17 protein-coding genes are annotated in these 17,203 nt (G+C 53.5%); 7 read left to right on the forward strand and 10 right to left on the reverse strand.

Annotated elements, in window-relative coordinates:
* The first annotated feature begins 98 nt into the window (after positions 1-98).
* Together pstB and phoU are read left to right on the forward strand one after the other, a co-directional pair.
* Positions 99-872 (forward strand): phosphate ABC transporter ATP-binding protein PstB, encoded by a 774-nt coding sequence (gene pstB, locus FDW87_RS00745; protein WP_003023821.1) that lies wholly within the window; start codon positions 99-101, stop codon positions 870-872.
* Between the two features lie 14 nt (positions 873-886).
* Entirely contained in the window at positions 887-1,612 is a 726-nt protein-coding gene (gene phoU, locus FDW87_RS00750) for a phosphate signaling complex protein PhoU (RefSeq protein WP_003023824.1), read from the forward strand.
* Positions 1,613-1,695: 83 nt separating this feature from the next.
* On the opposite strand, the gene yieH is transcribed toward phoU, so the two are convergent.
* Positions 1,696-2,361 carry a 6-phosphogluconate phosphatase gene (gene yieH, locus FDW87_RS00755; RefSeq protein ID WP_047358455.1) on the reverse strand — a complete coding sequence of 222 codons (666 nt, stop codon included), beginning with the start codon at positions 2,359-2,361 and terminating at the stop codon, positions 1,696-1,698.
* Between the two features lie 167 nt (positions 2,362-2,528).
* Here yieH and adeP point away from each other — a divergent pair, with 167 nt between their 5' ends.
* Positions 2,529-3,866, forward strand: coding sequence for an adenine permease AdeP (gene adeP, locus FDW87_RS00760; RefSeq protein WP_016155075.1), 1,338 nt, complete (start codon positions 2,529-2,531; stop codon positions 3,864-3,866).
* A 115-nt stretch (positions 3,867-3,981) separates the two neighbouring features.
* Here adeP and FDW87_RS00765 read toward each other — a convergent pair whose 3' ends face one another.
* The 9 genes from FDW87_RS00765 to rpmH form a co-directional block, all read right to left on the reverse strand.
* Positions 3,982-4,548 (reverse strand): NADPH-dependent FMN reductase, encoded by a 567-nt coding sequence (locus FDW87_RS00765; RefSeq protein ID WP_003827046.1) that lies wholly within the window; start codon positions 4,546-4,548, stop codon positions 3,982-3,984.
* 30 nt (positions 4,549-4,578) lie between these two features.
* Positions 4,579-5,325: a 4'-phosphopantetheinyl transferase superfamily protein gene (locus FDW87_RS00770; protein WP_016155074.1), complete on the reverse strand. Its 747-nt coding sequence runs from the start codon at positions 5,323-5,325 to the stop codon at positions 4,579-4,581.
* Between the two features lie 166 nt (positions 5,326-5,491).
* Positions 5,492-6,451: an HTH-type transcriptional regulator YidZ gene (gene yidZ, locus FDW87_RS00775; RefSeq protein WP_016155073.1), complete on the reverse strand. Its 960-nt coding sequence runs from the start codon at positions 6,449-6,451 to the stop codon at positions 5,492-5,494.
* On the reverse strand, positions 6,420-7,601 hold the full coding sequence (locus FDW87_RS00780; protein WP_049271660.1) for an MFS transporter: 1,182 nt from the start codon (positions 7,599-7,601) through the stop codon (positions 6,420-6,422). The genes yidZ and FDW87_RS00780 overlap by 32 nt, the downstream gene beginning before the upstream one ends.
* Positions 7,602-7,781: 180 nt before the next feature.
* On the reverse strand, positions 7,782-9,146 hold the full coding sequence (gene mnmE / locus FDW87_RS00785) for a tRNA uridine-5-carboxymethylaminomethyl(34) synthesis GTPase MnmE (RefSeq protein WP_016157817.1): 1,365 nt from the start codon (positions 9,144-9,146) through the stop codon (positions 7,782-7,784).
* Between the two features lie 136 nt (positions 9,147-9,282).
* Positions 9,283-10,929 carry a membrane protein insertase YidC gene (gene yidC, locus FDW87_RS00790; RefSeq protein ID WP_003023844.1) on the reverse strand — a complete coding sequence of 549 codons (1,647 nt, stop codon included), beginning with the start codon at positions 10,927-10,929 and terminating at the stop codon, positions 9,283-9,285.
* Between the two features lie 2 nt (positions 10,930-10,931).
* Positions 10,932-11,189: a membrane protein insertion efficiency factor YidD gene (gene yidD / locus FDW87_RS00795; RefSeq protein ID WP_003023846.1), complete on the reverse strand. Its 258-nt coding sequence runs from the start codon at positions 11,187-11,189 to the stop codon at positions 10,932-10,934.
* Positions 11,153-11,512 (reverse strand): ribonuclease P protein component, encoded by a 360-nt coding sequence (rnpA, locus tag FDW87_RS00800; protein WP_003844432.1) that lies wholly within the window; start codon positions 11,510-11,512, stop codon positions 11,153-11,155. The genes yidD and rnpA overlap by 37 nt, the downstream gene beginning before the upstream one ends.
* A 17-nt stretch (positions 11,513-11,529) precedes the next feature.
* Positions 11,530-11,670, reverse strand: coding sequence for a 50S ribosomal protein L34 (gene rpmH / locus FDW87_RS00805; RefSeq protein WP_003023858.1), 141 nt, complete (start codon positions 11,668-11,670; stop codon positions 11,530-11,532).
* A gap of 606 nt (positions 11,671-12,276) precedes the next feature.
* On the opposite strand from rpmH, the gene dnaA reads away from it, so the two are divergent.
* The 4 genes from dnaA to FDW87_RS21325 form a co-directional block, all read left to right on the forward strand.
* Entirely contained in the window at positions 12,277-13,680 is a 1,404-nt protein-coding gene (gene dnaA, locus FDW87_RS00810; RefSeq protein ID WP_137379359.1) for a chromosomal replication initiator protein DnaA, read from the forward strand.
* 4 nt (positions 13,681-13,684) lie between these two features.
* Positions 13,685-14,785: a DNA polymerase III subunit beta gene (dnaN, locus tag FDW87_RS00815; protein WP_016155068.1), complete on the forward strand. Its 1,101-nt coding sequence runs from the start codon at positions 13,685-13,687 to the stop codon at positions 14,783-14,785.
* On the forward strand, positions 14,785-15,858 hold the full coding sequence (gene recF, locus FDW87_RS00820) for a DNA replication/repair protein RecF (RefSeq protein ID WP_016155067.1): 1,074 nt from the start codon (positions 14,785-14,787) through the stop codon (positions 15,856-15,858). Before dnaN ends, recF begins: the two co-directional genes overlap by 1 nt.
* A gap of 28 nt (positions 15,859-15,886) precedes the next feature.
* On the forward strand, positions 15,887-17,203 hold a 1,317-nt coding region (locus tag FDW87_RS21325; RefSeq protein ID WP_252362914.1), incomplete at its 3' end, for a DNA gyrase subunit B.

Here is a 17,203-nt window from a genome sequence, read left to right on the forward strand (position 1 = left end):
GCCGGATGGCGGCGTAAACGCCTTATCCGGCCTACGATTGAAGACATTTGTAGGCCTGAAAGCTGCGCGCCATCAGGCATGATGAGGAAAAGATTGAAATGAGTATGGTTGATACTGCCCCGGGTAAGATTCAGGTTCGTGATTTGAACTTCTACTATGGCAAGTTCCATGCCCTGAAGAACATCAACCTGGATATTGCCAAAAACCAGGTAACGGCGTTTATCGGGCCGTCAGGCTGTGGTAAATCGACGTTGCTGCGTACGTTCAATAAAATGTTTGAACTGTACCCGGAACAGCGTGCGGAAGGCGAAATCCTGCTGGATGGCGACAATATTCTCACCAACACTCAGGATATCGCTCTGCTGCGTGCCAAAGTGGGCATGGTATTCCAGAAGCCGACGCCGTTCCCGATGTCCATCTACGACAACATCGCTTTTGGCGTGCGTCTGTTTGAGAAACTCTCTCGTGCGGATATGGACGAGCGTGTGCAGTGGGCATTGACCAAGGCCGCGCTGTGGAACGAAACCAAAGATAAATTACACCAGAGCGGGTACTCTCTCTCCGGTGGTCAGCAGCAGCGTCTGTGTATTGCGCGTGGGATCGCCATTCGCCCGGAAGTGCTTCTGCTTGATGAGCCGTGTTCAGCGCTCGACCCTATTTCTACCGGGCGTATCGAAGAGCTGATCACTGAGCTGAAAGAGGATTACACCGTCGTTATCGTTACCCACAACATGCAGCAGGCTGCGCGTTGTTCCGATCACACGGCATTTATGTACCTGGGCGAGTTGATTGAGTTCAGTAACACGGACGATCTGTTCACCAAGCCCGCGAAGAAACAAACTGAAGACTACATCACCGGTCGTTACGGCTGATTCAGGAGCTTGTTGTGGATAATCTTAACCTTAATAAACATATTTCCGGCCAGTTCAATGCAGAGCTGGAAAGCATTCGTACCCAGGTGATGACCATGGGCGGCATGGTCGAGCAGCAGCTTTCTGATGCGATTACCGCCATGCACAATCAGGACAGTGAGCTGGCGAAGCGCGTCATTGAGGGCGATAAGAACGTCAATATGATGGAAGTGGCGATCGACGAGGCCTGCGTGCGTATCATTGCCAAGCGTCAGCCGACCGCCAGTGACTTGCGTCTGGTGATGGCGATTATCAAAACGATCGCTGAGCTGGAACGTATTGGCGACGTTGCGGATAAAATTTGCCGCACCGCGCTGGAGAAATTTTCTCAACAGCATCAGCCGCTGCTGGTAAGCCTGGAATCACTGGGTCGCCACACCGTACAAATGCTGCATGACGTGCTGGATGCGTTTGCGCGTATGGATCTTGACGAAGCGGTACGTATTTATCGCGAAGATAAGAAAGTCGACCAGGAGTATGAAGGTATCGTGCGTCAGCTGATGACCTACATGATGGAAGATCCGCGTACCATTCCAAGCGTGCTGACCGCGCTGTTCTGCGCGCGCTCCATCGAGCGTATCGGTGACCGTTGCCAGAATATCTGCGAATACATCTTCTACTTCGTGAAGGGACAAGACTTCCGTCACGTGGGCGGTGATGAGCTGGATAAGCTGCTGGCGGGCAAAGATCCGAAAGAGTGATGTTTGTGGCGGGTGGCGCTAACGCTTACCCGCTCTACGAGACATGCAGGCCGGATCAGCGTTAGCGCCATCCGGCCTTTCAGTTATCGCGTAATATTCCAACCCCGCGCCTTCCATAACGCTGGCAACTGCGCCAGATCGGTAAACGTCGTCACTTTTGGATGATCGATTGGTTTGTTATGCGGATCGGCGCAGAAGTAAAATACTTCCATCCCTGCAGCAATCCCCGCCTGGGCACCTGCGCTGGAGTCATCAACCAGAATGCAGTTCTCAACGTTAACGTCCATCGCTTTCGCCGCATGGAACATCAGGGCCGGATCGGGTTTCCAGCGTTGAATATCGTAGCCGCTGAACAGTAAATCAGGGAAATGGTGCAACATACCCAGCTTACCCAGCGAGTGCTGCATTTTGCTGACCGGACCGTTAGATACCACGCACATAGGGACGGTCATGCTGTCCAGCAGCGCATTGGCTCCGGCAATCACCTCCAGTTCCGTATCGAACAGACGTGCGACCTCTGCGCGGTAAACCGGTTCTAATTCGGCTTTTGCCAGTTCGACACCGTGCTCTTCGTTGATAATGTCGATGATCTCGTACAGCTTTACCCCCTTGAAGCGTTTAAAAGTTTCTTCAAGATCGAGCGTAATGCCGAACGCCTGGAACATGCTGACATACGCGCGAGAACAAATCACTTCACTGTCGACAAGGGTACCGTCACAGTCAAAAAATACGGCTTCTATCTGGGACATGTCATTTCCGTTTTAACAAGTTTAACGTTTTCGTAATGCATTATTGGGCGACGCAATCGTTGCCGTATAAGCAAAATCAATGAAAAAAGTTGCTCATAACCCAACCCTATTGTCGCATTTTGGTATAGGATAGCGACGAATTTTCCCTCCTTGTTCGGAAATTGATAATGAGTCAACAACACACAACCCAGGCTTCTGGCCAGGGGATGCTGGAACGCGTGTTCAAACTGCGCGAACATGGCACGACGGCACGGACCGAAGTGATCGCCGGTTTAACCACCTTCCTGACGATGGTGTATATCGTTTTTGTTAACCCGCAAATTCTTGGCGTGGCTGGCATGGATACCAGCGCCGTCTTTGTGACCACCTGCCTGATTGCTGCATTTGGTAGCATCCTGATGGGCCTGTTTGCCAACCTGCCGGTCGCACTTGCGCCTGCTATGGGTCTGAATGCGTTCTTCGCCTTCGTGGTCGTTGGCGCGATGGGCCTGTCATGGCAGATCGGTATGGGCGCAATCTTCTGGGGCGCGGTAGGTCTGCTGCTACTGACGATTTTCCGCGTACGTTACTGGATGATTGCCAACATCCCGGTTAGCTTGCGCGTGGGGATCACCAGCGGTATTGGTCTGTTCATCGGCATGATGGGGCTGAAAAACGCTGGTGTTATCGTCGCCAACCAAGACACCCTGGTGTCTATTGGAAACCTGACGTCCCACAGCGTACTGCTCGGTATTCTGGGCTTCTTTATCATCGCGATTCTGGCTTCACGTAACATCCATGCGGCGGTACTGATCTCTATCATTGTGACCACGCTGCTGGGTTGGATGCTGGGCGATGTCCATTACAACGGGATCGTCTCCGCGCCGCCGAGCGTAATGTCCGTTATCGGGCATGTTGATCTGGCTGGCTCGTTTAACATTGGTCTTGCGGGCGTAATTTTCTCGTTCATGCTGGTCAACCTGTTCGACTCCTCCGGTACGCTAATTGGCGTCACGGATAAAGCCGGTCTGGCGGATGCGAAGGGTAAGTTTCCGCGCATGAAGCAGGCGCTGTATGTGGATAGCGTGTCATCGGTTGCTGGTGCGTTTATCGGTACTTCTTCCGTTACCGCGTATATCGAGTCTTCTTCCGGGGTTTCTGTCGGTGGACGTACTGGCCTGACCGCGGTAGTTGTTGGCCTGTTGTTCCTGCTGGTTATCTTCCTGTCGCCGCTGGCGGGAATGGTACCGGGATATGCGGCCGCGGGTGCGCTGATTTACGTTGGCGTCCTGATGACATCAAGCCTTTCACGCGTGAAGTGGGATGACCTGACTGAAGCCGTTCCGGCGTTTATTACCGCCGTGATGATGCCGTTTAGCTTCTCGATTACCGAAGGTATCGCGCTGGGCTTTATTTCCTACTGTGTGATGAAAATCGGTACCGGACGTTTCCGCGATCTCAGCCCGTGCGTCATCGTTGTCGCACTGCTGTTTGTGTTGAAGATTGTGTTTATCGACGCGCATTAATTGCCGCTGAGACGGTGCTGCGCGAGGCGTGTAGACCTGATAAGCGCAGCGCCATCAGGCAAATTTGATAACCGGATACGGCCCGCCAGGCATTGCAGCCAGCGGGCTTTTTCTTTTAGGCTTTCACACGCTGGATGTAGTCGCCAAATGCGGTCAGCTGGCCGGTTAGATGGTCCAGCGTACTTTGGTCGATCACTTCACCTGTCTGCGGGTCCACTTTGTTCTGAATCACGCCGCCCATAAATTCCGGCTTATTCATTACCATGGCGTCGAGGAACACCAGGATCTGACGCAGATGGTACTGGCAGCGCGCGCCGCCAATGGCGCCCATGGAGCTGGTCTGGATCAGCACCGGCTTACCCGATAATGGCTGATCCGGCAGGCGGGACAGCCAGTCGATGGCGTTCTTCAGTCCGCCAGGCACGGAATAGTTATATTCCGGTGTCACGATGACGACACCGTCAGCCTTCCTGATTTGCTCTGCCAGCGCTTCTACGCTTGCCGGAAAACCTTCTTCCTGCTGGAGGTCGGCATCGTACAGTGGGATATCACCAATTGATGGCAACGCGTTGACTTCCATTCCTGCTGGAGCAATCTTGGGCAGCGTACGGGCAACCATTCCATTAAACGAACCTTTGCGTAGACTTCCCAGTAACGTAACAACATTCAATGTTTCTGACATGGTGACTCCTGTTTCATCATAAAGGTTAAATCAAAGCGTATGGCTCTTCGCTGCGCATAATTGAGAGAACCGGATCAGACGACCCGTAGGCTCATTGGCGCGGGTCTGGATATCAGGCAAACTTTTCCAGTCCTGTTTACCATCAAACTCCCAAACCTTGAGTTTTTCAATGGTTGGCGTAACCGCAACCGACCACACCAGAACATCTTCCGCATCGCAAATGGCTTCAACCTGCGCAACATGGGCACATTTCAGACGTCCTGCGCCGGGTAAAAGCTGGAGTTCGTGCGGATCATCATTGCTTACATCGCCGGTGAGTTTGAGTACGCTCTGGCGCAACGTAATGAGCTGCGCGCGTGCTTCGTTGGGGTCGTTTTGGTTATTGATCCACAGATTTTCGTTGCTGGAGAAGCGCCATGTTTCCGTTGAATGCGGATGGTGAAAGCTGCGGGTAGCTCGCTGCAGTTCCATATCCAGCCCGCACGTTCCTTCAGTTGTTAGCGCAACGCCAACGATATTCCCGGCATAAGAAATCGAAAATCCCGGCAGGTTCTTATCGCGAAAAATGGGCTTACCTTTGGCCTGAGTAACAATCTCGGGCAGCGTACTGGTGCCGTAAAGCATAAACATCAGTTCAGCGAGTAAACTTCGGGAAGCCAGGAAACGTGTTCGGCGATGAGCGGGGAGATCTCTTGCTTCGATATGACATGGAGAAGGGAGGCGAGCTGAAACCAGGTGTCCCTCCGTAAGAATCCCTCTGGCAAAATGTGTCGCCATTTTTCGCTCCGTGATTAATGGTCCGTGATAATTACCAGAGTAACATTTACGCGGCATCCAGGCAGGCTTTGCTGCCCAAAAAGTAAGCTGAAATAGAATACATTACGCGATATTTACATTTCTGTTGCCAGAATAGTCGATTTAGCAACAAAGTGGCGGTGCAACGTCAGGACATATCGCGATAAAGCGCCTTGATGGTGTCTTTCAACCAGACGATCTTAGGATTATGACTGTTACGTTTGTGCCAAAGAAGGGTGAACGGTACGCGCATTTTTTCCAGCTGCGCGGCATCAAAAGGCATAGGACGCGCCACGAGCGGAAGCTGGTGGAGTTGGTTATAACGCTGGCAATAAACCGGAGCTGTGGCTATTAGCGCGTGATCCGGCTGGGCGGCCATAAACAGCGACTGCTCAAAACCGGGCAGACATAACGCAATATTGCGCGCGCGCCCCATCTCTTGCAGGACTTCATCCAGCGCCCAGGTATCGCTTTGCTCCCAGCTAATGCTGATGTGCGGATAGCGCAGAAATGTGTCCAGATTCCACTCTTCCTGCAATGCCGGATGATCTTCACGTAGCCAGACACAGGGGAGATCGGAAAACAGCACTTCATGGTCGATCGACAACGGCAGCAAACTCAACAGTTCACGCGAACGCGGATGGCTTTCCCGGCCAGTAAAGCCGATATCCACTTCGCCGCGAATAATTGCATCCAGCGAATCATAGTCCCAGTTGCGTATTTTGATCGTCGCCTGGGGATAACGCTGATAGATCTGTCGGGAGAGCGCGTTAAACATGATCATCACCAGCGGCGTTTCGGCCACCAGATCAAACTTCAGCCCGCGCGGCGCTTCATGGTGTGGCTTATCCAGCAACTGGTTGCTCATCTGCATCCACTCTGCCAGATTCTGTTCCATGCTGACCATCAGCGGTGTGGGCGTTAGCCCCAGCGGGGTGTTTACAAACAGTGGATCGTCAAACCAGGCCCGCAGTTTCGACAGCGACTTGCTGACTGCCGACGGCGTGACGTTCATCCGTTTGGCTGTTTTGGTAACACTGCGTTCCTGCATCAACAGCTGCAGGCAGAGCAATAAATTAAGATCGAGACTGCTGAGGGATTTCTTCATGAGTTGGCGTGGACCGGTTAGGGGCAACAGTGATAATCAGCATGATACTCACTATGCTACAGCCAATCAGAATCCCGATCAGCATATTCAGCGCATCAAGACCGAGCACCGCCGCCAGCCATATCCACAGCGAGGAACCGCAAACCTGTGCAATACCTAACGCCGAGCTGGCAACGCCCGCCCGCAGCGAGAAAGGTCCCAGCGCCTGGCTCATCGCGACACCGAAGCCGACCGAGAACCCGGCACAGATTAAGGTCAGCCCAAACAGCGTCACCATGTGCGAACTGGCAAGGGTTAACACCACGCCGGCAGACAGAAACAGCACTTGTGAGGTCAGCATCAGAACGCGAGGTTTAAACACGCTCAGGGCGAATGGCGTAGAGAAAGAGACCGCCATACTAATGCCTGCGGTCATGGCCATCGTGGTGGCGTACTCTCCACGGTCAAAGCCCATCACTTCCATCAACAGCACCGGCGAAGTATTCACGAAGGTCAGGATCACCGACACGCTGAGAGTGGTGATGGCCAGGCGGCTTAAGAAAAAACGGTTCACCAGCGATTCAGATAGGTGGTTCTTCTCTGCAGATGCCGGGAGCGTCGCTGGGCGCGATTCTCGCAGGATAAACACTGACAGCAAGCAAACGGCCACCCCCATACCGATCATCGTGTAGAACAGGCTCTGCCACGGGTATTTGAGCATAATCAGATGCCCCATCACCGGTGCCAGTACCGGCACGATGCAGGTGATACCGTTCAACAGCGACAGTACCTTCGCCCGGCGGCGATCGTCGAGCGTATCGCGCAGGATGGCGAAAGCCACCACATAGCAGCAGCCTGCGCCTACGCCCTGAATAAAGCGGCCTGTGAGAAACGGCGTACCGCTTTCGGCGAATGAACACAGCGCAGAGGCGAAAATAAAGATGAGGGCGCCGACAATAGCGACGGGTTTGCGTCCTGACTGGTCGGCAATTTTCCCGGCAAACAGCATCGCCGTCGCCATTCCCGCCAGATAAACCGAAAACGCGATATGCAGTTGCGCCTCGCTGGCCTGTAAATCGGCAGCAATACGGGGCAGCCCCACCAGATACATATCAATACCCGCGGGATAAAGTAACACCAGGGCGAAACTGCAGATTAGAAAGCGTGTCATAGCGACCTCATGAGGAATGTGGCGCTAAGCATACGGGCAGAGAGTCAACTGCACGAGTTGCCATTTGGACAACAGTGATTTCCATATGGGAAATTACTTGTAGCCGGATAGCCGCTTTGCTTTATCCGACTTACGGGTACTTTAGGCCCGGTAGGCATCGCACCACCGGGCAACACAACGTTACTTGCCAATACAGAAGCTGGAGAAAATCCTTCCCAGCAGATCGTCGGAGGTAAATTCCCCGGTGATCTCACTGAGGTTCTGCTGCGCCAGACGTAGTTCCTCTGCCAGCAATTCTCCGGCCCATGCTCCGAGCAGTTGGGCTTTACCCTGCTCGAGATGCTCCGCCGCTTCTGCCAGCGCCTGCAGGTGACGACGGCGCGCCAGGAAGCCGCCTTCCATATTGGTTTCAAAGCCCATGCTCTGTTTGAGATGGTTACGCAGCACGTCAACGCCTTCACCGGTACGCGCGGATAGGCGAACCAGTGAGTGGCCATTTACTTCGCTAAGGCCCAGCGTCTCACCGGTAATATCCGCTTTGTTACGCACCACGGTAATCGGCAGTTTGGCTGGCAGACGGGCAATAAAGTCTGGCCAGATGTCAGCCGGGTCCACGGCGTCGGTGGTGGTGCCATCAACCATAAACAGAACGCGGTCGGCCTGTTCAATTTCCTGCCACGCGCGTTCGATACCAATGCGTTCAACTTCATCGCTGGCATCGCGCAGACCGGCAGTATCGATGATGTGCAGCGGCATACCGTCGATATGAATATGCTCACGCAGTACGTCGCGAGTCGTACCCGCAATGTCGGTCACAATGGCCGCCTCACGACCTGCCAGCGCGTTCAGTAGGCTTGATTTCCCGGCATTTGGGCGACCGGCAATGACCACCTTCATCCCTTCGCGCAGCAGGCTGCCCTGACGCGCTTCGGCACGAACAGCATCGAGATCGCTGATAACGTTGTTGAGCTGCGCTTCAATCTTACCATCAGACAGGAAGTCGATTTCTTCATCCGGAAAGTCGATCGCCGCTTCCACGTAGATGCGCAGGTGAGTGAGCGCTTCCACAAGATGATTAACCCGTGCAGAAAATGCGCCCTGCAACGAGTTCAGCGCCGAGCGAGCGGCTTGCTCTGAGCTGGCATCGATCAGGTCGGCAATTGCCTCTGCCTGGGCCAGATCAAGCTTATCATTGAGAAACGCACGCTCGGAGAATTCACCCGGTCTGGCAATGCGCAGCCCGGGAATGATCAGAATACGTTTAAGCAGCAGATCGAGAATCACCGGACCGCCGTGGCCCTGAAGCTCTAAAACATCTTCACCGGTAAAGGAGTTTGGGCCGGGGAACCACAGGGCAATTCCTTGATCCAGCGTGCTGCCATCCGCGTCTTTAAACGGAAGATAGTCGGCATAGCGCGGTTTTGGTAGTTTCCCCAGTACGGTTTCTGCAACCTCGCGCGCCTTCAGGCCGGAGATGCGCAGGATACCCACGCCACCACGTCCCGGTGGGGTGGCCTGAGCGACGATGGTGTCGTTATGGTTCATGATAGCTCTCTTGTAAATGTAAAAAAGGCGGTCTAATGACCGCCTTCTCTGGCATTAACTTTACCGTGAATACTCGAAATAATTCAAGTTGCAGGAAGGCGGCAAGCAAATGCAGCCAACGCCCCTGCGACTAGTATCAGGAGTTTTTCTTCTCGCGGCTATGCAGGCCACGTTTCTCCAGACCACGGTAAATCAGCTGCTGCTGAATAATGGTTACCAGGTTGCTGACGATATAGTACAGCACCAGACCTGACGGGAACCACAGGAAGAACACGGTGAAGATGACCGGCATAAAGGTCATGATCTTCTGCTGCATCGGGTCGGTCACGGTGGTCGGAGACATCTTCTGAATGAAGAACATCGTTACGCCCATCAGGATCGGCAGGATGTAGTACGGGTCCTGTGCAGACAGGTCATGGATCCACAGAGCGAACGGCGCATGACGCAGTTCAATGGAGCCCATCAGCATGTAGTACAACGCCAGGAAGATTGGCATCTGGATGATCAGCGGGAAGCAGCCGCCCAGCGGGTTAACCTTCTCAGCTTTGTACAGGGCCATCATTTCCTGGCTCTGACGCTGTTTGTCATCGCCCAGACGCTCACGCATAGCCTGAATCTTCGGCTGCAGCATACGCATCTTCGCCATGGAGGTGTACTGCGCTTTAGTCAGCGGGTACATGATGCCACGAACGATAAAGGTGATAACGATGATGGAGAAGCCCCAGTTACCCAGGAAGCTATGGATCCACTTCAGCAGTTTGAACAGCGGCTGAGAGATGAACCACAACCAGCCGTAATCCACGGTCAGATCCAGGTGCGGTGCAACTGCCGCCATTTTATCCTGAATTTCCGGGCCGACCCACAGGGTGCTGGTCATCGCGCCAGTCTGGCCAGGCTGAACCAGTACCGGCTGTGATTTATAGCCGATAGCGGCAATGCCGTTACCCAGATTAGCGGTATAGAAGTTGTTGGTGCCGTCGTTACGCGGAACCCATGCCGTTGCGAAATACTGTTGCAGCATTGCGACCCAGCCGTCTTTAGCATTGACGTTCAGGTTTTCGTTTTCAGCAATGGTGTCGAATTTGTATTTCTCATACTTCTCATCCGGCGTGGAGTACGCCGCGCCACGGAAGGTGTGCAGCGCAAAGTTGCTGCTACCGGTGTCGCGATGAGATGGCAGATTGATGGATTGCTTCAGCTGACCAAAGGTGGAGACTTCCAGCGGTTTTTCGCCGGCGTTCTGCACGCTGTAGTTAACGTTGACAGCATATTCACCGCGCTTGAGTACAAACGTTTTAGTGAATGTGTTACCCGCTGCGTCAGTATAGGTCATCGGGATCTGCAGTTCGTTCTGACCGTCAGCCAGTACAAACGCGTCTTTTTCGACGTTGTACAGCGGACGCGGGCCGTTAGCCGGGTTATCCGGGCCGTCACGACCTGTCAGGCCACTCTGTGCCTGGTAGATGAACTGTGGCGTGGTTTCCAGTAACTGGAACGGTTCGGTAGAACCGAGTTCTTTCGGGTAAGCTGGCAGTGAAGCCTGTTCCACATCACCACCACGGGTGTTGATGGTCAGATCAAGCACGTCAGTTTTAACCGTAATCAGTTTCCCCTGGCCACTGGCCGGTACGCCCTGGTCTGCGGCGCTACCCGCTGCGGTGGTCGTTGTCTGCGTGGTCTGTTGGGCCTGAGGTTGCGGGTTTTTATCCTGCTCCCAGGCTTGCCAGATCATGAAAGACACGAACAGCAAAGCGATGACTAAAAGATTGCGTTGCGAATCCATCGTTAGTGTTCTCTGGTATCAAATGGTCCGGGCGGGACGGGATCGTCACCACCAGGGTGTAAAGGGTGGCATTTTAATACGCGTTTCACCGTCAACCAACTGCCTTTTATCACTCCAAACCTGCGCAATGCCTCAATTCCGTAGCTCGAGCAGGTTGGAGTGAAACGGCAATGCGGCCCAAGCAGCGGACTGATCAGGCGTTGATAGACCCGAATAAGGGCTATCAGGACCCGCGAGCCAGGCGACAATGGCGACGCCATAATTTTTCCAACGCTTCCGAGAGAGCACGGTTATCGAGGTCAGCAACCCCTTTTTTCGCCACCACCACGAAATCCATTGCTGGAAGTTCGTGCTGACGTAAACGAAAGCTTTCACGTGTCAGACGTTTAATCCGATTGCGTTCATGCGCGCGTTTAACGTTTTTCTTGGCGACGGTAAGACCGATACGGGGATGCCCCAGCGAATTCAGGCGGCCGAGGATGGTGATTTGCGGCGTGCCAGCCCGTTGTGGCTGCTGGAAGACGAATGTGAAATGAGTGGGAGTTAACAAACGTAACTCCCTGGGAAATGCGAGCTTAACCACTCAGGGGCTAGCTTTTATTACTTAGAAACGGTCAGACGAGAACGGCCTTTAGCACGACGACGTGCCAGAACCTGACGACCATTTTTATTAGCCATACGAGCACGGAAGCCGTGAGAACGGTTGCGCTTCAGTACAGACGGTTGAAAAGTGCGTTTCATGGCGATTTCTACCTAAACTTGAATAAATTCACTGACTTTTGCGTATACCCGAACGAATTTCGAACGACTTACGCCACAGTGTGGGTGATTAAAGAGGCCGGATTGTAATAATTGTACACTCCGGAGTCAATTCTCTTTCCTTATTTCCCGCTTTTTTCCGCATGGTTTCGCGTATAAAACAGGCAGCGTTGACGCCGTAAGGCGACCGTTACTCGCTGGGGGTAAGAATTATACGGGCTGGCGGATAAAGCGCAAGGATCGCTCGGGATCTTTATTAGATCGTTTAAGCAGTAAAGCATCTTTACTCATTAATTTTTTCAATATGCGCGCTAAAACCTGCAGCACTTCTCCAGGATCGTTTACACTTAGCCGATTCTGGATCATCCTGTGGATAAATCGGGAAGAATCTGTGAGAAACAGAAGATCTCTTTCTCAGTTTACGCTATGATCCGCGGTCCTGATCGTTTCAATGGATCCTGATCGGGTAAAAATTGCAGATAGCAATTCGCACGTCACCCTTTGCATAGGGTCTTGTCGATGTGCGTCAACAATCATGAATGTTTCAGCCTTTGTCATTTATCGACTTTTGTTCGAGTGGAGTCCGCCGTGTCACTTTCGCTTTGGCAGCAGTGTCTTGCCCGATTGCAGGATGAGTTACCAGCCACAGAGTTCAGTATGTGGATACGCCCGTTGCAGGCGGAACTGAGCGATAACACGCTGGCTTTGTATGCGCCAAACCGTTTCGTGCTTGATTGGGTAAGGGATAAATACCTTAATAATATTAATGGATTACTCAATAACTTCTGTGGAGCGGATGCCCCACAGCTGCGCTTTGAAGTCGGTACTAAACCCGTCACGCAAACGCTGAAAACGCCGGTGAACAACGTTGTTGCGCCCGCCTACGTGGCTCAGCAAGTGCAACCGCAACGTGCCGCTCCGTCGGCGCGCTCAGGCTGGGATAACGTCCCGGCACCGGCAGAACCTACCTATCGTTCTAACGTCAACGTCAAACACACGTTTGATAACTTCGTTGAAGGTAAATCTAACCAACTGGCGCGCGCGGCGGCACGTCAGGTGGCGGACAATCCTGGCGGCGCCTACAATCCGTTATTCCTTTATGGCGGTACGGGTCTGGGTAAAACCCACCTTCTGCACGCTGTCGGTAACGGTATTATGGCGCGTAAGCCAAACGCGAAAGTGGTGTATATGCACTCCGAACGTTTTGTGCAGGACATGGTTAAGGCCCTGCAAAACAACGCGATCGAAGAGTTTAAACGCTACTACCGTTCCGTGGATGCGCTGCTGATTGACGATATCCAATTCTTCGCGAATAAAGAACGATCGCAGGAAGAGTTTTTCCACACCTTTAACGCCCTGCTGGAAGGCAATCAGCAGATCATCCTGACTTCGGATCGCTATCCGAAAGAGATCAACGGCGTTGAAGATCGTCTGAAATCCCGCTTCGGCTGGGGACTGACTGTTGCGATCGAGCCGCCTGAGCTGGAAACGCGCGTCGCGATCCTGATGAAAAAAGCCGACGAAAACGACATTCGTCTGCCGGGTGAAGTGGCGTTCTTTATTGCCAAGCGTCTACGCTCTAACGTACGTGAGCTGGAAGGCGCACTGAACCGCGTGATCGCCAACGCTAATTTTACCGGCCGGGCGATTACCATCTATTTCGTGCGCGAAGCGTTGCGCGATCTGCTGGCTTTGCAGGAAAAGCTGGTCACCATCGACAATATTCAGAAGACGGTGGCGGAGTATTACAAAATCAAAATTGCGGATCTGCTTTCTAAGCGTCGATCTCGCTCGGTAGCTCGTCCGCGCCAGATGGCGATGGCGCTGGCAAAAGAGCTCACTAACCACAGTCTGCCGGAAATTGGCGACGCGTTTGGTGGGCGTGACCATACTACCGTGCTTCATGCCTGTCGCAAGATTGAGCAGTTGCGTGAAGAAAGCCATGATATTAAAGAAGATTTCTCCAATTTAATCAGAACATTATCTTCGTGACGCTATGAAATTTACCGTTGAACGTGAACATTTATTAAAACCGCTTCAGCAGGTCAGCGGCCCGCTGGGTGGACGTCCTACACTGCCTATTCTCGGAAATCTGCTGCTGCAGGTTGCTGACGGTGCGCTTTCTCTGACCGGTACCGATCTCGAAATGGAGATGGTGGCGCGCGTGGCGCTGATCCAGCCTCATGAACCTGGTGCGACCACCGTTCCGGCGCGTAAATTCTTCGATATTTGCCGTGGGTTGCCGGAAGGCGCGGAAATTGCCGTTCAACTGGAAGGCGATCGCATGTTGGTGCGGTCTGGCCGCAGCCGTTTCTCCCTGTCTACGCTGCCTGCCGCCGACTTCCCGAATCTGGACGACTGGCAGAGCGAAGTCGAATTCACTTTGCCGCAGGCCACGATGAAGCGCCTGATTGAAGCCACGCAGTTTTCGATGGCGCATCAGGACGTGCGTTACTACTTAAACGGCATGCTGTTTGAAACCGAAGGGGAAGAGCTGCGTACCGTGGCGACCGACGGTCACCGCCTGGCGGTCTGTTCAATGCCTGTCGGTCAGCAGTTACCCAGCCATTCGGTGATCGTTCCGCGTAAAGGCGTAATTGAACTGATGCGTATGCTCGACGGCGGCGACAACCCGCTGCGCGTGCAGATTGGCAGCAACAACATTCGTGCGCACGTGGGTGACTTCATCTTTACCTCCAAGCTGGTTGATGGCCGTTTCCCGGATTATCGCCGCGTATTGCCGAAGAATCCGGACAAACATCTGGAAGCCGGTTGCGATATCCTCAAACAGGCATTTGCTCGTGCGGCGATCCTCTCTAACGAGAAATTCCGCGGCGTGCGTCTGTATGTCAGTGAAAACCAGCTGAAAATCACCGCCAACAACCCGGAGCAGGAAGAAGCGGAAGAAATTCTGGATGTCTCCTATCCTGGCACTGAACTGGAAATCGGTTTTAACGTTAGCTACGTACTGGACGTACTGAACGCGCTGAAGTGCGAGAACGTTCGTATTCTGCTGACCGATTCCGTATCGAGCGTACAGATTGAAGATGCTGCCAGCCAGAGCGCGGCTTATGTTGTTATGCCAATGAGACTGTAATGTCGCTCACCCGTCTGTTGATCCGCGACTTTCGCAATATCGAAAGCGCGGATCTCGCTTTATCCCCTGGCTTTAACTTCCTGGTTGGCGCGAACGGCAGCGGCAAAACCAGCGTGCTGGAAGCCATCTATACGCTCGGCCACGGTCGGGCGTTTCGCAGTTTGCAGATTGGCCGCGTAATTCGCCACGAGCAGGAGTCGTTTGTTTTACACGGGCGTTTGCAGGGGGAAGAGCGTGAGACATCGATTGGCCTGACGAAAGACAAACTGGGCGACAGCAAAGTGCGCATTGACGGCACTGACGGGCACAAGGTCGCGGAACTGGCGCACCTGATGCCGATGCAACTGATCACGCCAGAGGGGTTTACTTTACTCAATGGCGGCCCCAAATACAGAAGAGCATTCCTTGACTGGGGATGCTTTCACAATGAAGCCGGATTTTTCACCGCCTGGAGCAATCTGAAGCGACTGCTAAAGCAGCGCAACGCAGCCCTGCGCCAGGTGAGTCGTTATGAGCAACTGCGTCCGTGGGATAAAGAACTGATCCCGCTGGCGGAACAAATCAGCACCTGGCGCGCGGAGTACAGCGCCGGTATCGCGCAGGATATGGCGGATACCTGTCAGCAGTTTCTACCCGAATTTTCTCTCTCCTTCTCATTCCAGCGCGGCTGGGAGAAAGAGACCGATTATGCCGAAGTGCTGGAACGCAGTTTTGAACGCGATCGCATGTTGACCTACACCGCACACGGTCCGCACAAAGCGGATTTTCGCATTCGCGCTGACGGTGCGCCGGTGGAAGACACGTTGTCGCGTGGGCAGCTAAAGCTGCTGATGTGCGCCTTACGTCTGGCGCAAGGGGAGTTCCTCACCCGCGAAAGTGGGCGGCGGTGTCTCTACCTGATAGATGATTTTGCCTCTGAACTTGATGATGCCCGTCGTGGGCTGTTAGCCAGCCGCTTAAAAGCGACGCAATCTCAGGTCTTTGTCAGCGCAATCAGCGCTGAACACGTTCTGGACATGTCGGACAAAAATTCGAAGATGTTCACCGTGGAAAAGGGTAAAATAACGGATTAACCCAAGTTTAAATGAGCGAGAAACGTTGATGTCGAATTCTTATGACTCCTCCAGTATCAAAGTCCTGAAAGGACTGGATGCGGTGCGTAAGCGCCCGGGTATGTATATCGGCGACACGGATGACGGCACCGGTCTGCACCACATGGTATTCGAGGTGGTAGATAACGCTATCGACGAAGCGCTCGCGGGTCACTGTAAAGATATCGTTGTAACGATTCACGCTGACAACTCCGTGTCCGTTACCGATGATGGCCGTGGTATCCCAACCGGTATTCACCCGGAAGAGGGCGTTTCGGCGGCGGAAGTTATCATGACCGTTCTGCACGCAGGCGGTAAATTCGATGATAACTCCTATAAAGTTTCCGGTGGTCTGCACGGCGTAGGTGTTTCCGTAGTAAACGCCCTGTCACAGAAACTGGAGCTGGTGATTCGCCGCGAAGGTAAAGTGCATCAGCAAACTTACGTGCACGGTGTGCCGCAGGCGCCGCTGGCGGTAACCGGCGAAACAGAAGCGACGGGTACTCAGGTACGTTTCTGGCCAAGCCACGAAACCTTTACCAATGTCGTTGAGTTTGAATACGAGATTCTGGCTAAGCGTCTGCGCGAGCTGTCGTTCCTGAACTCCGGCGTCTCTATTCGTCTGCGCGACAAGCGCGATGGTAAAGAAGACCATTTCCACTACGAAGGCGGCATCAAGGCGTTTGTTGAATACCTCAACAAAAACAAAACGCCGATCCACCCGAATATCTTCTACTTCTCCACCGAAAAAGACGGTATTGGCGTTGAAGTTGCGCTGCAGTGGAACGATGGTTTCCAGGAAAACATCTACTGCTTCACCAACAACATTCCGCAGCGTGACGGCGGTACTCACCTGGCAGGCTTCCGTGCGGCGATGACCCGTACCCTGAACGCCTACATGGATAAAGAAGGCTACAGCAAAAAAGCTAAAGTCAGCGCCACTGGTGACGATGCCCGTGAAGGCCTGATTGCCGTTGTTTCCGTGAAAGTACCGGATCCGAAGTTCTCCTCACAGACCAAAGACAAGCTGGTCTCCTCTGAGGTGAAATCGGCGGTAGAACAGCAGATGAACGAACTGCTGAGCGAATACCTGCTGGAAAACCCGTCTGACGCGAAAATCGTCGTTGGCAAAATTATTGATGCTGCACGTGCCCGTGAAGCGGCACGTCGCGCGCGTGAAATGACCCGTCGTAAAGGCGCGCTGGACTTAGCGGGTCTGCCGGGCAAGCTGGCGGACTGTCAGGAACGCGACCCGGCGCTGTCCGAACTGTACCTTGTGGAAGGGGACTCCGCGGGCGGTTCTGCGAAGCAGGGCCGTAACCGTAAA

The sequence above is a fragment of the Citrobacter sp. wls826 genome, assembly GCF_005281245.1.
Lineage (GTDB): Bacteria > Pseudomonadota > Gammaproteobacteria > Enterobacterales > Enterobacteriaceae > Citrobacter > Citrobacter braakii.

Excerpts from the sequence above, each read along its gene's own strand:
- yidD (WP_003023846.1), bottom strand. The coding sequence starts at position 11,189 with ATGGCGTCGCCATTGTCGCCTGGCTCGCGGGTCCTGATAGCCCTTATT.
- rpmH (WP_003023858.1), bottom strand. The coding sequence starts at position 11,670 with ATGAAACGCACTTTTCAACCGTCTGTACTGAAGCGCAACCGTTCTCAC.
- pstB (WP_003023821.1), top strand. The coding sequence starts at position 99 with ATGAGTATGGTTGATACTGCCCCGGGTAAGATTCAGGTTCGTGATTTG.
- adeP (WP_016155075.1), top strand. The coding sequence starts at position 2,529 with ATGAGTCAACAACACACAACCCAGGCTTCTGGCCAGGGGATGCTGGAA.
- FDW87_RS00765 (WP_003827046.1), bottom strand. The coding sequence starts at position 4,548 with ATGTCAGAAACATTGAATGTTGTTACGTTACTGGGAAGTCTACGCAAA.
- FDW87_RS00780 (WP_049271660.1), bottom strand. The coding sequence starts at position 7,601 with ATGACACGCTTTCTAATCTGCAGTTTCGCCCTGGTGTTACTTTATCCC.
- yidC (WP_003023844.1), bottom strand. The coding sequence starts at position 10,929 with ATGGATTCGCAACGCAATCTTTTAGTCATCGCTTTGCTGTTCGTGTCT.
- FDW87_RS00770 (WP_016155074.1), bottom strand. The coding sequence starts at position 5,325 with ATGGCGACACATTTTGCCAGAGGGATTCTTACGGAGGGACACCTGGTT.
- recF (WP_016155067.1), top strand. The coding sequence starts at position 14,785 with ATGTCGCTCACCCGTCTGTTGATCCGCGACTTTCGCAATATCGAAAGC.
- yidZ (WP_016155073.1), bottom strand. The coding sequence starts at position 6,451 with ATGAAGAAATCCCTCAGCAGTCTCGATCTTAATTTATTGCTCTGCCTG.
- mnmE (WP_016157817.1), bottom strand. The coding sequence starts at position 9,146 with ATGAACCATAACGACACCATCGTCGCTCAGGCCACCCCACCGGGACGT.
- yieH (WP_047358455.1), bottom strand. The coding sequence starts at position 2,361 with ATGTCCCAGATAGAAGCCGTATTTTTTGACTGTGACGGTACCCTTGTC.
- dnaN (WP_016155068.1), top strand. The coding sequence starts at position 13,685 with ATGAAATTTACCGTTGAACGTGAACATTTATTAAAACCGCTTCAGCAG.